Genomic DNA, 13,402 nt, shown 5'->3' on the forward strand with positions numbered 1-13,402 from the left:
CGCGACAAGGTCCCTGCCCCAGCCTCGACAATCACATCGAAGCCAAGTGCCGCCAGGCGTTTCACCGTCTCCGGCGAACCGCCAACACGACCCTCAATCGGATCAATCTCTCTTGGTATGAAAATGGTTCCGGACATCTGTCCCTCTCCGCGCAAAAACTCGTCCGCCGGGACACGTCCCGGCGGCGCTCAAATTCCGTTTGCCGCTGTTGCAGATTTTGCCCTGCGGTCGCTCCGACCAAGGCGATCTTGAGGCGTCGCCTCTAATGGGCGACGAGAATACCCTTGGCCTCGAAGATCGCCCGGATCTGGCGAACGTAGGCGTGGTATTCCTTGTCTTCGTGCGTCCTGCTCCACTGGCGCGGACGCGGCAGATCGATCTTGAGGTCGAGGTCGACGCGGCCCGGGCGCGGCGACATCACCAGCACCCGGTCGGCCAGGAACACGGCCTCGTCGATGCCGTGGGTGATGAACAGCACCGTGTTGCGCAGGCGCAGCCACATCGCCTGCAGGTCCATGATCATCTGCTCGCGGGTCAGGGCATCGAGCGCGCCGAACGGTTCGTCCATCAGAAGCAGCCCCGGTTCCTGGATGAGCGCCCGGCAGATCGCGACGCGCTGGCGCATGCCGCCCGACAACTCCGAGGGATATTTGTTGCCGAAGCCGGCGAGACCGACCTGGGCCAGCAGCTCCTCGGCGCGGGGCCGGAACTTCGCCACATCCTGCTTCTTGATCTCGATGGGCAGCAGGATGTTGTCGAGCACCGTGCGCCAGTAGAGCAGAAGATCCGACTGGAAGACCACGCCGGTCTTGGGATGCGGTTTGCTGACGCCGTCGCCGTCGATCGAAATCGTTCCGGTCGAGGCGCCGGTCAGGCCGGCGAGCAACGACAGCAGCGTGCTCTTGCCGCAGCCGCTGGGCCCGACAACGGCAACGAAGCTGCCGGGCTCGATCTTGAGATCGATCTTGTCGAGAGCGAGGACGTCGTCGTCCTCGCGCGTCTTGTAGATCTTGGAAAGCCGCGAAATGTCGACCGCCGCGCCCGTCTGGGTAGTGGCACTCATGGGATTGCCTCACTGAACCTGTTGTCGTTGCTCGGCCGCACCGGCGACCGGCTGATTGCTTGTGGCGTGGCTACTTGGCGGCGTCGCGCTTGTAGGTGACGCGGGATTCGATGGTGTCGATGATGAAGTACAGCATCACGCCGAGACCGGAGATGGTGACCACGGTGGCAAAGTTGAGCGTCGTGTCGAACAGCGAGTTGGCCTGGAGCTGCAGGTAGCCGAGGCCGCGTTCGGCGGCGACATATTCACCGATGACCGCACCGATGACGGCAAGCGACACCGCAACCTTGAAGCCACCGAAAATGTTCGGCAATGCCGCCGGCAGGCGAACCTTGAAGAAGGTCTGCCATTCGCTGGCGCCCATCGAGCGGACGAGATTGACCAGGTTCTTGTCCAGCGATTGCAGGCCGACGACTGTCGAGATGACGATCGGGAAGAACGAGATCAGGAAGGCCAGCGTGATCTTTGGCGCCCAGCCATAGCCGAGGTAGAGCACCAGCAGCGGCGCCAGCGCCACCTTGGGCACGGTCTGCAGTGCCACCAGGATCGGATAGATGGCGCGCTCGAAGGCACGCGAATAGAAGATAGACAGCGCCAGGGGAATGCCGATCAACACGCCCATGGCAAAGCCGGCGACGACCTCGAACAAGGTGACGTAGGCATGGGTGGCGAGCAGCGGAAGCTCATTGACGATGCGCTTGGCAATGGCCAGCGGCGTCGGCAGGACAAATTCCGAAAGGCCCGACAACGGAACCAGCACCTGCCAGGCGCCAAGCAATATGGTTGCGAGGATGAGCGCCGAATAACGCTCAAGCCAGGGTCCTCGCGACTTTTTCCTGCTCATCTTCTTGCCTTGTTTTGCCTGCGCGCGATCGGCGCCGATTACATCCGTACTCGCCACCGTAGCCTCACTGCGTCAGAAGTTCATTGGTATAGAAAGCCGAGATCGGCTTGGCATCGCCGATTTCCTCGACACTGCCGATCAGCTTGAGCGCGTCGGCGATCGCCTTCTCGTCGATGTAGCCGGTGGGCGTACCGGTAGGCGAATGGATCGATGCCGAGGTTGCCTCGATCTGCTCCTGCACGACCTTATCGGAAGGACCCGCCTGCCAGACGGCCTTGAGCGCCGCAGTGGCGGCAGCCGGATCGGCACGGGTCAACTCGATCGCCTTGGCATTGGCTGCCAGGAAGCTCCTGAGCGCCGGACCTTTCTTGGCGATGCCGTCATCGCTGGCGACAACCGCCATGCCGGGCACGGCCAGACCGAATTCGGTCAGGTCGAGCGTCGGGAATTTCTGGCCTGTCTTGTCCTCGAGCACCGGCAGGTCATTGGTCTTGTAGACGCTGACGACGTCGACCTGCTTCTGCAGGAACTGCGGCACGCGCGACTGCGAGTCCATCTGGACCTTGGAGACCTTGCTGCAGTCGATCTTGTTGATCTCGCAGAAGGCGCCGAGATAGGAGGTGCCGGTCTCACCGACGGCATGGGCAATGGTCTTGCCCTCGAGATCCTTGGGCGTGTTCACCGCCTTGTCGGGATGCGAGATCAGCGCAATCGGCGACTCCGGCTGATAAAGCGCGATGATCTTGACCGGCATGCCCTTCTGGATTGCCGAAATGGCAAAGATGCCGGGCAGGATGACAGCATCTTCCTGGCCCTGGATGAGCGAGCCGAGTGCGGCCTGCGAGCCGGCACCTTCGCCGAGCTTCAAGGTCACGCCGGCATCCTTGTAGATGCCCTTCTGCTCACCCAGATAGAAGAAGCCGTACTCACCCTTGAGCTTCCAGCTGAAACGGACGTTCACGTCTTCGGCCATGGCGCTCTGGCTGGCCATGAGCGTGGCGAAGGCGGCTGTCGCGGCAAGCGCGGCACCGCGAATGACACCTGTGGCGTACAACATATCACTCCTCCCTAACGGACGCCCTCCAGCGCCCAATTGGCCCGAAGGCCTGCCTCTCTCCCCAAGAACCGAACCCGAGGCTCCTACCCTCAACCTCAATTCTTGATCTCATAGTGTGATCACATTTGGTGATTGTCAAGCAATGAATCGGGATGCGGCGACCAGGATTTTCGGATCGTCGCACCACTCACGACGTCCTTTGCGACGCTTTGTCCAAGCATCGGAAATCGCTCGTGGATTCACCACGCGTCGCGTCGCCGCAACCTGCGTGGAAGCGAAGATCGACAGCGAGGTCGCAGCCGGTCGCAAAAATTTGATGACAAGAGATGTAGCTTAGTGAGCCGCTGCAAAAGTGCTGGGCAGCGAGTTCTCGATGGCCTGCAGGCTCAGATCGCGGGCGATAAACACCAGCCAGCCACCTTCGGACCCCTCGGGCCACCGCGGCAGATACTCGGGCGGATACACGACGTGTTGCACGCCATGGATAACGACAGGTCGAGGATCGCCCTTGACCGAGAGCAGCCCCTTGACCCGGAGGATCGACTGGCCACGGCCGGCCAGCAGCAATTCGAGCCAGTCGACGAAGGCAGGCCAATCGACCGGCTTGTCGACGGTGACGGTGAAGGTCTCGACGCCGGCGCTGTGCTTGCCTGCCATCGGGACATCGGCGAGTTCGATATGACGCGGCTGCCACTCGTCGGGGTGGTCGAAGACTTCGGCTGAACGCGGCTTGCTTGCCTTACTCGACACAAGGCGCCTGACCGACGGATTGACCTTGGCGATGTCGAGCTGGAGCGCATCGAGCCGCCAAGGCTCGACAAGGTCCGACTTAGTGACGACGACACAGTCGGCCAATGCCACCTGCTGCACGGCTTCGGCAAACTGGACGATCGACCCGGCGCCGCCGACACCGTCGACGGTCGCAACGATGATGCCGGCACGATAGCCGCGCCTGAGCTTGAGGTCGCTCATGACGGCCTGCATGATCGGTGCGGGATCGGCAAGCCCGCTGGTCTCCACCACGACACGGCGAAACGGCGCCACCTCGCCGCGGCGGACCATCTCGAGCATATCGGCAAGCGTCGAGACAAGGTCATCGCGCACGGCGCAGCACAGGCAGCCCGACGACAACAGCACCGCGTCTTCGGAGACTTCGCGGACGAGCAGGTGGTCGAGCCCGACTTCGCCGAACTCGTTGATGACCACCGCGGTGTCGGCGAGATCGGGCTCGCCGAGCAGATGCCTGAGAAAGGTTGTCTTGCCGCTGCCGAGGAAGCCGGTCAGCACATGGACCGGAATCCTGTCATCCGACACGGGAGCGGTAGGCAACATGATCAGTTGACCTCGAAGATCGCGTCGATTTCGACCGGCACGTTGCGTGGCAGCGAGTAGCAGCCGACGGCGGCACGGGCATGGCGCCCGGCGTCGCCGAACACTTCGACCATCAGGTCGGAGGCACCGTTGATGACCTTGGGATGATCCCTGAAGTCGGGCTCGGCATTGACGAAGCCGCCAAGGCGGATGACGCCGACGACGCGATCGAGATCGCCGTCAAGCGCCTGCTTGAGCTGGGCGAGGATGTTGACGGCGCACAGGCGCGCCGCGGCCTGGCCTTCCTCGACCGAGTAGTCGGAGCCAAGCTTGCCAGTGAACTTGTCCTTGCCGCCTTCAGCAGGCACCTGGCCGGAAATGTAGACCTGGCCGCCGTGGCGGCGTGCCGGAACGTAATTGGCCAGCGGCGCCGTCGTTGCCGGCAGCAAGATTCCCAGGCTCGCCAGCTTGTCTTCGATCTTTCCCGCCATCGCGAGCTCCTCCCAGAGAAAATCAGTAATCGAATTGCAGCTCAGGACCGTGGGCGAAGGGCAGCTCCAACCCTTGTGGACCGGCGACGCTGAGCAGCGCCTTGCAGGTGGTACGGATGTCGTGGACGATGCCCTTCTTGGCCGCCGCCGCGTTGCCTTCCTTGAGCGCTGCCAGGATGTCCTCGTGATCGGAGGCATTCCAGGGCATCGAAGGGATCAACAACGACATGTACATCGTCGGGCCGAATTGCAGCCACAGCGACTCGATAAGCGGCATCAGCACTTCCGAGGCGGCCGCCTCATAGAGCGTAAAGTGGAATTTCTGATTGAACGACAGGCAGTTCAGGATGTCGCGCTTCTCGATTGCCGTCAGCAGCTGCTTGTTGATCGCCGAAAGTTCGCTGATCAGCTCCGGCCCTGCCTTCTTGACTGCAAGTTCGGTCGCCATGCCCTCGAGCATTTCGCGCACGGCGAAGAGATCGCTCAGTTTCTCCGGATTGAGTCTCGGCACCCGCACCGAGCCACCCTTGGTTTCCTCGAGTGCATTGGCGGCAACCAGGCGGCTGAGCACCTCGCGCACCGGCATCGGGCTGGTGCCGAGACCAGCGGCCAGCTTGCGCAGGCTCATCACCTGGCCGGGCAGGAACGCGCCGACCATCAATCCACGTCGCATGTAGCGCAGCACGTGTTCGTGCACATGCCCACGCGCGGGCTTTGCGCCCTCGCCGTTGGGCTCGATTTCCGGCTTTTCGATCCGCATCCTGTCTTTAGCCTCCGTCTCTTTTATTCGAGTTTTGCGATCCGACAGGAACAGCCTTTCCCGCTGATCTCTTGCAGTCGCACCGGCCGGGGGCATGAAGTTGACAGGCCGCGATCTGTGATCTCATATTGTGATCAATAAATGAACTTAACGAAAACGGCAACCTTTAACTGCCACGCCGTTTCGCCAGGATAGCCAGCGTCGCGCAAAGCGTGCAGCCGTCACCACAGCCCTTCCGGAGTTTCGCCAATGACTGCACCCGTCGTCGACCAGGCCGCCTTGCGCGAAAGGATCGCCGGCGGCGCCAAGACGGGCCGGTACATATTGCGCAACGTGCGCCTCAACAGTGCAGTGACAAGAACAGGTGCCATGGACGCCCCAGGGTTCTTTCTTGCTGACCTGACTGTAGAGCACGGCAGGATATTGGCAACAACTGCGGCGCGCAGCAGCTCCACCGAAACAAGCGAAGGCATCATCGACGTAGGCGGCCGCGTCGCCCTGCCCACCTTCGTCGACTGCCACACCCATCTCGACAAGGGCCATATCCTGGCGCGCACGCCCGCAGCGAACGGGACCTTCGAAGGAGCCTTGGCCGCGACCCGCGCCGATCGGACCGCCAACTGGTCTGCCGGAGACGTCTTCATGCGCATGGATTTCGCCCTGCGCTCGGCCTTCCACTACGGCACCTCGGCTATACGCACCCACATCGACTCGCAACCGCCGCAAGACGCCATTTCCTGGCCGATGTTCATGGAACTCCGGCAGCATTGGCGCGGTCGCATCGACCTGCAGGCCTCATGCCTGTTCCCCATCGACATGGCCCGCGACGACATCTTTCTCGATGGCGTGGCGCGGCGAATGGCTGCTGCGGGTGGCACACTGGGGGCGGTTGCCTATCCCGCCCCCGACATCGACCAATTGCTTGACCGCATGTTTGCCGCCGCCGCCCGCCATGGTCTCAACCTGGACTTCCACGCCGACGAAACTGCGGACCCCGCAGCCGACGCATTGCTGCGCATCGCCGAGGCCAAGCTACGCTCCTCCTTCGGCGGCAAGGTGCTGGTGGGTCACTGCTGTTCGCTGGCGATGCAAGAGAAAGCAGTCGTCGATGCCACGCTCGACACGGTCGCGGCAGCAGGCGTCGCCGTCGTGTCGCTGCCAACATGCAATCTCTATCTCCAGGATCGCCGTAACGGCACAACCCCCAGATGGCGCGGCGTGACTTTGCTGCACGAGATGAAGCATCGCGGCATCCCGGTAGCGCTGGCCTCCGACAACACCCGCGACCCCTTCCACTCCTATGGTGATCTCGACATGCTCGAAACATTCCGGCTGGGCACGCGTGTACTGCATCTCGACCACCCAACCGGTAATTGGATCGGTGCCGTGACTACAACTCCGTCTGAGATCATGGGCATGATGGGCAAGGGCTGCATCGCCGAGGGTCAGCCGGCCGACTTCATCCTCTGCGAAGGCCGCAGCTGGTCGGAGGTGCTGTCGCGCGCGGAGAGCAACCGCATCGTCATCCGCGACGGCGCACCGCTTTCGACCTCCCTGCCCGCCTATGCCGAACTCGACCAGTTGGAGGGCCTGGCGCTCGATTGAGCCGAGGCGACGTCAGGCACCAAGAAAAAAGCCGCCGAAAACCGGCGGCTTTTTTGCATGAATATCCGCGAACGGGTCAGGCCGTGGCGCCGACCTGATAGAGTTCGACCTTGGTGCCGTCGGGGTCGGCGATATAGATCGTCAGGCCATAAGGCCCATCATGCAGGTCGGTGTAGTACTTCACGCCTGCCTTCTTCAACCTGGCATCCATGGCGCGCACGTCGTTGACCTCGAAGGCGATGTGATCGAGCTGGCGATGATCAGAGGCCTTGCCGTGGATCAGCGCGATGCCCTGATGGAAGGCGGTGAACGGACGCCCGTCGGCCAGCGGCTTGGCCGGACGGATCGTGAAGCCGAGCTGGTTGGTGTAGAAGGCCACCGACGTCTCGATATCGTTGACCATGATCAGTTGGTGGCCGTAGTTGGTGACGCGCGGCTTGACCTGTTCGCCGATCCAGTCGAGCACTTCGGACGAGTGGGCGATCTCGCAGAAATACTGCTTCCACACCTGCTTGGCGGTGGCTTCCCACTCGGCGTTGACACCCGACACGCAGTCGTCGACCGCGATCACGTCGAGGTCGCGCAGATAGGCCTCGCGGATCGAGGTTTCGACACAGGCATTGGTGGTCGCACCGGTGACGAACAGATGCTGGGTGCCGAGCATCTTCAGCATCATTTCGAGACGCGTCTCGTAGAAGGCGCCGAAGCGATGCTTGCGGATGACGAAGGCCGGATCGAAATCGGCCAGCGGCTTCAGCTCGTCAATGATCTGCTCGTCCCAGCTGCCGGCCAGCGCCGACACCTGCTTGCGGCGGGCGGTGTGGCCGAGCAGCTTCTTTTTGGCGCGGTTCTGGTCGACGGCGAAATGCTCCTGCATCGTCCAGATGACAGGGATGCCGGTGTCCTGGCAGCGCTTGATCAGCTTGGCCAGCGGCGGCACGATCGCCGACAGGCGCTTGGTGTCGACGCCCGAGACGCCGAGCGTGCCCTTCTCATGGATGAAGGCGTTCTGCAGGTCGATGACCAGAAGCGCCGACTTGCGATAGTCGAGAACGTCGAGCGCCATCACTTGTGCTCCACCATGTCGATGCCGAGCACGCCGCCGCGACCCCAGCTGTCCTTGGGCGTCTCATGGATCACCACATGCAGGTGATCGGGCTTGCAGGCGGCCTCCTCGACCATGGCCTTGGTGATGGCTTTCACGAGGTTGCGCTTCTGCTCGACAGTGCGCCCCTCCCACATCTCTACGACGACGAACGGCATTGCTATTTCTCCTCTCTTTCGCTGGGCATGGCACCGGAGGCCCAGACGGGCACGGCGGGTGCAAAACCCGAAACCAGATCGTTGTTGGCCCGATCGGCGCCCGAAAGCAGCCACAACGGGCGGTTCGAATAATTGACCAGCACCTGCTCTTCCATGCAGGCACGGTTGGCCGGATGGTTCGGATCGCGCTCGAAGCGGCTCGTCGCCGGCATCAGCCTGACGACGTAGAGCGGCTCCGACGGGTCGAAACCGGCGAGCACGTCGGGATCTATCTCCTCCAGCCGGACTGCCTTGATTACCGGCTTCTCCCTACTGACAGCCGCCAGCACCACGACGCCCGCCAGCGGCGTCACCGGCCAGTAGCGGCCTTCACGGCCCTGGGCGACAAACTCGCCGTAGTGACCAACTTCGGCGAACAGCTCACTGTCCCAGAGGATAACGTCAGCTCCGATGATCTTTATCGCGGCGTCGATCACAAGATCGCTCTCGCACAGGTCGAGAAAGCTCCAGGGATCGGTCAGGCCGATGCAGTGGCCCCATGGGTTATGGATCCCCGACAACCTCTCCTGGCGGATCGTCGCCTTGCGAGCGACGATCCTGTCGACCGCTTCGCGCACCGGCAGACGCGTCGGTGCCAGCGAGATGCGGCCGGCCAGGTCGAGCTGGTCGGAGACCCCTTGGGTCATGACGGCACCGTCACGCAGCGGCCGCGGCCATAGTTGCTCTCGGCAACCACGCCGTTTTCGTAGACCACGTCGCCGCGGGCGATGGTCATGACAGGCCATCCCCTAAGCTTCCAGCCCTCATAGATGCAGGTGCCCTTGCCGGTGTGCGCGACCGTGCGTTCCTCGTCGAGGTCCACCAGCACGAGGTCGGCATCGAAGCCGACATCGATATGGCCCTTGCGTGGCCACAGCCCGAAGCGGCGCGCCGGGTTGAACGAGTTGAGCTCGACCAGGCGACTGAGCGGCAGCCCGCGCTGGTGCACCCCGAAATGCAGCATCAAAGACAGCTCCCATGGGAAGCTGACGACACCGGGGAATTCCGTCCACAGGTCCTCAAGCTTCTTGGGCGGGAAGGGCACATGGTCAGTGCCCAGGCTGTAGACCGAACCGTTGAGCATGCCGGCCCACAGGCCTTCGAGCTCGTTGCGATCGCGCAGCGGCGGCGAGATCTTGGCGCGCATGTCCAGATCCTCGTCATAGCAGGTGCGCGTCAGGTAATGCGGGCAGGTCTCGACGGTGACATGCACGCCGCGCGCCTGCGCCTCGGCGGCCAGCACCGGGCCCATGCCGACAGACGTATGCACCAGATGCAGCGAGCAGCCGGTCTTCTCGGCGAGGAAGATCATGCGCCTGATGGTTTCGACCTCGCAGAAGGCCGGACGCGATTCGGTGTAAGCGCCGAGGTCCTGGCGACCGGTCGCGGCGATCTCTTTCTTGATCCACGAGGCGATCTGGGTGTTCTCGCAGTGAACGTTGATCACGCCGCCGGGAATCTTCGACAGGATGCGCATCGCCGCATAGACCCAGCCATCCGTCGCCGGCACGATGCCGATCGGATTGTCTGGCTCGTAGCCGAAATAGCACTTGAACGACTTCACCCCGGTCTTGGCGACGATCTCGGGGATTTCGGCGATGTGTTCCTCGCGCTGGATGCCGAAGTGGAAGCCGAAATCGATGACCGAGTTCTCCTCGCCCAGCGCCTTCCGCTCCTCGTAGAACGGCAGATAGGATTCCTTGAGGTTGCGGATGTAGAGCAGCGCGGTGGTGACACCGCCTGAGGCAGCTGCCGCCGTCTCGGTGCGCATGTCCTCAGGATAGGGGAACTTCACGCCGAGATGGCAATGCGGGTCGATCAGGCCCGGCATGAGCACCTTGCCCTCGGCATCGATGGTGCGGGTTGCGTCCGGCAGCACCTCGTCGGCTCCGGTCAGCACGATTTTGCCGTCCTTGACCGCGACGCCGCCGTGGAATTCGCCGTCGTGGCGAACCACGCGCGCGTTCTTGATGACCAGATCCGCCTTCATCACTTCTGCTCCAAAATGCCTTCGATGCGCCTCGAGATGCCGCTCCACTGACTGCGGCCGACGGTGATCGGGGCGCGAGCGCCCATGCCGCGAGCCCAGATCGCCTTCAGCCCCAGCTCGGCAGCCGCCTCCCTATCGATGGTGCCGGGCGGCGCCGCGACATCGACCAGCAGCGCGTGCTTGGGCAACAGCTTCAGCTGGTCACGATCGAGCAGCCGCTTCGGCACGCTGCCGATGACGATGTCCATCTTGGGCAGGAATTCGGGCAACTGTTCGAGCGTCAGCGATTCCGCGCCTGCGGCGTAAGCCGCTGCACGCTGAACCGGATTGCGCGCAGCGACATGGACATGGGCGCCGAGCGCCACCAGCGTGTTGGTCAAAAGCGAGCCAATTGTGCCCTGCCCGACCAGGCAGATGTTGGACTTGTGGATGGTGATCTGGGTGTTCTCGATGATCACCTTGAGCACACCTTCGACAATCGCCGGGCCGCGCAGCAGCATCAGATCGACGTCCCATTCATACTCGTGCAGCGTAATGCCGAGGGCCTCGCAATGAGCCTTCAGATTGGCGTCGGCCCAGCCGAGGATGATATGAGCAGGCTTGTTCATACCATCAAGCATCTCGCGGGTCGGGATGATCTTCTCAGGGCACTTCGGCGCAAACAGCGCGCCTTCCGCGGTGATGCCGGGGATCGGGAACAGGGCGATGTCGGCCCCCTTGAGCGCATCGGCGGCGTCCTTGGCGTGGTAGACGCCTTCGATGCCCTCGTCAGGCCATGGGAAACCATAGGCACGGACGGTGGCGCCGGCGCGCACTGCACAACGGGCGATTTCCTGTTCGCGGGCGTCACCGGCAACGACGGCGATGGTGGTGTTGTTCCAGCTCATTTCGCTCTCACCTTCTCGATCACCTGGGCCTTGGTCATGCCGGCGATGCCCATTGCCTCGGCGGTGCGGCCGCCCTTGCGGTAATCGGTGCCGACGGCGATCTGTGCCAAGCTGTAGAGCGAATGCGCCACAGGCGTATCGACGCCGGCAATCCTGGCGAATTCGAGGAACGGCAGCAGCCCGTGGCCGAAGTCTTCCTTGTAGTAGCGGTATTCGAGCGAATCCGGGCCCTTGATGCGCTTGTTGGCCTCGCCGCCCGCGATCGCGGCGCGGAAATCGCTGGTGTCGGTCACGTCGGCCTCGACGGTGCCGAGCAGCTTCATCTCCTCGACCAGATTGGGCAGATCATGTCCAAAGGCCCTGGCGACCGCCAGACGCTCGTCGTCGAGCTGCTTCATGACGCGGGCGACGCCGGGGGTCATTGCGTCGACGTAGAAGGTGAAGTTTCCACCCGTCGCCTCGACCCAGGCCGCTGCCAGAACAGCACCCGGCGGATGCAGGATCATGTTCACGTTGGACAGGTCCGACGCGATCACGTCGGCCACAGGCGTGAGGCCCGGATAGAGCTTGCCGGCGATCTCCAGCACCTCGGCCCCACCCTTGAGCGCTGCGGCCTTGAGCTGCTTGGCGCGCCCTGACACGGTGACGCCGTCCGGGCGGTACTTGCGCGCGACATAGGTCAGCGTCGAGAATTCGACGACGGGAGGTGCCGCACGACCTGTGCGCGAAAAAGTCTCGGCGAATTCCAGCGCGCCGCCGGTGTGGCCGGGATTGAGCACAACCGGCCTGCTCGACGACCAGCCGGCAGCCTCCAGCGCCGAAGCGATGGCCGAATGCGAGAAGGTCGGCAGCACGACGACAGCGACATCGACGCCTGCAATCGCCGCCTTGAGATCGGTGGTGATCAGCGCCGGCTTTGCGACGCCCTCGCCGAGCTTACCTTCATAGGCGACGCCGCCCAACCTGATGTGCGGCTCCAGCGTTTCCGCCGACCGCGCCCAGAAGTGCACGTCGTGCCCGGCCTGGACCAATTCTGCGACCGAGGCTGCACCGCCCGCACCCGCGCCTAATACTGCAACTTTCATTTTCTCCTCCGGGGGCCGAGGTACGACCTGCCGGCCGCACGACGTCATGCTGGGAACAGGTACTCCTCCCCGTTCCTCGCGCCAATTGATTGCCATCAATCAGTTTGATCACACTTTATGATCACACTGGGAATTGTCAAGCGTAAGAATGCGCTTCCGTCTTTCAAGCAGCCTGATGCCTGAGCCCCGCTGCCTCGATACCTGCGATGGCCGCGAGTTCGTCGTTATCAGAGGTGTCGCCGGTGATGCCGATGGCGCCGAGGAGCTTGCCTGATGCGTCGCGGATGAGCACGCCGCCGGGAACCGGCACGATGCGGCCGCCGGAAACGGCGTTGAGCCCTTCCATGAAGTGCGGCCGCTCCTTCGCCGTCTGGTCGAGCCAGCGCGAGCCCATGCCGACTGCCAGCGCGCCATACGCCTTTCCTGAGGCGATCTCATAACGCAGCATCGAGGCGCCATCCTGCTTCTGGAACGCCTTGAGATGGCCGCCGGCGTCGAGCACGGCGACCGTCAGCGGTTTCATCCTGGCCTCGGCACCCTTGGCAAGGGCCGCTGCGATGATGGTGTTTGCGGCAGCGAGCGTCAGTTCGGTCATGTTTTTCTCCAAGGGATTGATGAGGCTTGTGGGTCTAGGGGCACTGGTTAGCGGTTCGAGCGATCACGCGGGTCCGCAGATTCTGACGTCGGGGCGCTTGTTCGCCCCTCTGGCCTGGCGGCCAAACTCCCCCTGGGGGAGATCAGGCCTTCACCGGCGCCGCGGCCAATCGCCGAGGCTCCGGTGCTGCACCTTTCGGCCGGCCAGGATGGGCACTGCCGGTGACGCGACTGATCTCCCCCCTTGAGGGGGAGATGCCCGGCAGGGCAGAGAGGGGCAACGTCGAGCGCCAGCTCTCAACGCCGCTGGGTCAGCCGGCGCGTTTGCTCATCTTCGCCTTGAGCTCGAGCCTGCGCTTGTGGAGCACCGGTTCGGTGTAGCCATTGGGCTGGGCGCGGCCTTCAAAGACGAG

At 63.2% G+C, this 13,402-nt stretch carries 14 protein-coding genes and 1 pseudogene; 1 reads left to right on the forward strand and 14 read right to left on the reverse strand.

What is annotated here, in order from left to right; all coding sequences use genetic code 11:
• The 7 genes and pseudogenes from NDO48_RS28590 to NDO48_RS28620 all read right to left on the reverse strand — a co-directional run.
• Positions 1 to 137 (reverse strand): annotated as a pseudogene (locus NDO48_RS28590) (NAD(P)(+) transhydrogenase (Re/Si-specific) subunit alpha); the annotation flags it as partial.
• A gap of 125 nt (positions 138 to 262) precedes the next feature.
• Complete coding sequence (locus NDO48_RS28595) at positions 263 to 1,063, reverse strand: ABC transporter ATP-binding protein (RefSeq protein WP_018431071.1); 801 nt, start codon at positions 1,061 to 1,063, stop codon at positions 263 to 265.
• A 70-nt stretch (positions 1,064 to 1,133) separates the two neighbouring features.
• Entirely contained in the window at positions 1,134 to 1,907 is a 774-nt protein-coding gene (locus NDO48_RS28600) for an ABC transporter permease (protein WP_051092018.1), read from the reverse strand.
• Between the two features lie 64 nt (positions 1,908 to 1,971).
• A complete protein-coding gene (locus NDO48_RS28605; protein ID WP_018431069.1) occupies positions 1,972 to 2,964 on the reverse strand; it encodes an ABC transporter substrate-binding protein in 993 nt (330 codons plus the stop codon).
• A gap of 333 nt (positions 2,965 to 3,297) precedes the next feature.
• Positions 3,298 to 4,296 carry a CobW family GTP-binding protein gene (locus NDO48_RS28610; RefSeq protein WP_018431068.1) on the reverse strand — a complete coding sequence of 333 codons (999 nt, stop codon included), beginning with the start codon at positions 4,294 to 4,296 and terminating at the stop codon, positions 3,298 to 3,300.
• Between the two features lie 2 nt (positions 4,297 to 4,298).
• Entirely contained in the window at positions 4,299 to 4,766 is a 468-nt protein-coding gene (locus tag NDO48_RS28615) for a RidA family protein (protein WP_018431067.1), read from the reverse strand.
• Between the two features lie 22 nt (positions 4,767 to 4,788).
• Positions 4,789 to 5,526 carry a GntR family transcriptional regulator gene (locus NDO48_RS28620; protein WP_018431066.1) on the reverse strand — a complete coding sequence of 246 codons (738 nt, stop codon included), beginning with the start codon at positions 5,524 to 5,526 and terminating at the stop codon, positions 4,789 to 4,791.
• Positions 5,527 to 5,775: 249 nt separating this feature from the next.
• Between NDO48_RS28620 and NDO48_RS28625 the strand changes: the two genes are divergently transcribed.
• Complete coding sequence (locus NDO48_RS28625; RefSeq protein WP_018431065.1) at positions 5,776 to 7,131, forward strand: cytosine deaminase; 1,356 nt, start codon at positions 5,776 to 5,778, stop codon at positions 7,129 to 7,131.
• A 76-nt stretch (positions 7,132 to 7,207) separates the two neighbouring features.
• On the opposite strand, the gene NDO48_RS28630 is transcribed toward NDO48_RS28625, so the two are convergent.
• The 7 genes from NDO48_RS28630 to NDO48_RS28660 all read right to left on the reverse strand — a co-directional run bounded on the left by NDO48_RS28630 (position 7,208) and on the right by NDO48_RS28660 (position 12,990).
• A complete protein-coding gene (locus NDO48_RS28630; protein WP_018431064.1) occupies positions 7,208 to 8,197 on the reverse strand; it encodes an isochorismatase family protein in 990 nt (329 codons plus the stop codon).
• The gene (locus tag NDO48_RS28635) at positions 8,197 to 8,394 is read right to left on the reverse strand and encodes a 2-hydroxymuconate tautomerase (RefSeq protein ID WP_018431063.1); all 198 of its coding nucleotides are present in this window, start codon (positions 8,392 to 8,394) and stop codon (positions 8,197 to 8,199) included. The genes NDO48_RS28630 and NDO48_RS28635 overlap by 1 nt, the downstream gene beginning before the upstream one ends.
• Before the next feature lie 2 nt (positions 8,395 to 8,396).
• A complete protein-coding gene (locus tag NDO48_RS28640; RefSeq protein ID WP_018431062.1) occupies positions 8,397 to 9,080 on the reverse strand; it encodes a hypothetical protein in 684 nt (227 codons plus the stop codon).
• Positions 9,077 to 10,423: a dihydroorotase gene (locus tag NDO48_RS28645; protein WP_267322863.1), complete on the reverse strand. Its 1,347-nt coding sequence runs from the start codon at positions 10,421 to 10,423 to the stop codon at positions 9,077 to 9,079. The genes NDO48_RS28640 and NDO48_RS28645 overlap by 4 nt, the downstream gene beginning before the upstream one ends.
• Complete coding sequence (locus tag NDO48_RS28650) at positions 10,423 to 11,310, reverse strand: dipicolinate synthase subunit DpsA (protein WP_018431060.1); 888 nt, start codon at positions 11,308 to 11,310, stop codon at positions 10,423 to 10,425. Before NDO48_RS28650 ends, NDO48_RS28645 begins: the two co-directional genes overlap by 1 nt.
• Positions 11,307 to 12,395 (reverse strand): NAD/NADP octopine/nopaline dehydrogenase family protein, encoded by a 1,089-nt coding sequence (locus tag NDO48_RS28655; RefSeq protein ID WP_026227822.1) that lies wholly within the window; start codon positions 12,393 to 12,395, stop codon positions 11,307 to 11,309. The genes NDO48_RS28650 and NDO48_RS28655 overlap by 4 nt, the downstream gene beginning before the upstream one ends.
• Before the next feature lie 163 nt (positions 12,396 to 12,558).
• Positions 12,559 to 12,990, reverse strand: coding sequence for a GlcG/HbpS family heme-binding protein (locus NDO48_RS28660; protein ID WP_018431058.1), 432 nt, complete (start codon positions 12,988 to 12,990; stop codon positions 12,559 to 12,561).
• Between the last annotated feature and the right edge of the window lie 412 nt (positions 12,991 to 13,402).

The organism is Aminobacter sp. MET-1 (genome assembly GCF_026521175.1).
In the GTDB taxonomy this organism is placed as follows: Bacteria; Pseudomonadota; Alphaproteobacteria; order Rhizobiales; family Rhizobiaceae; genus Aminobacter.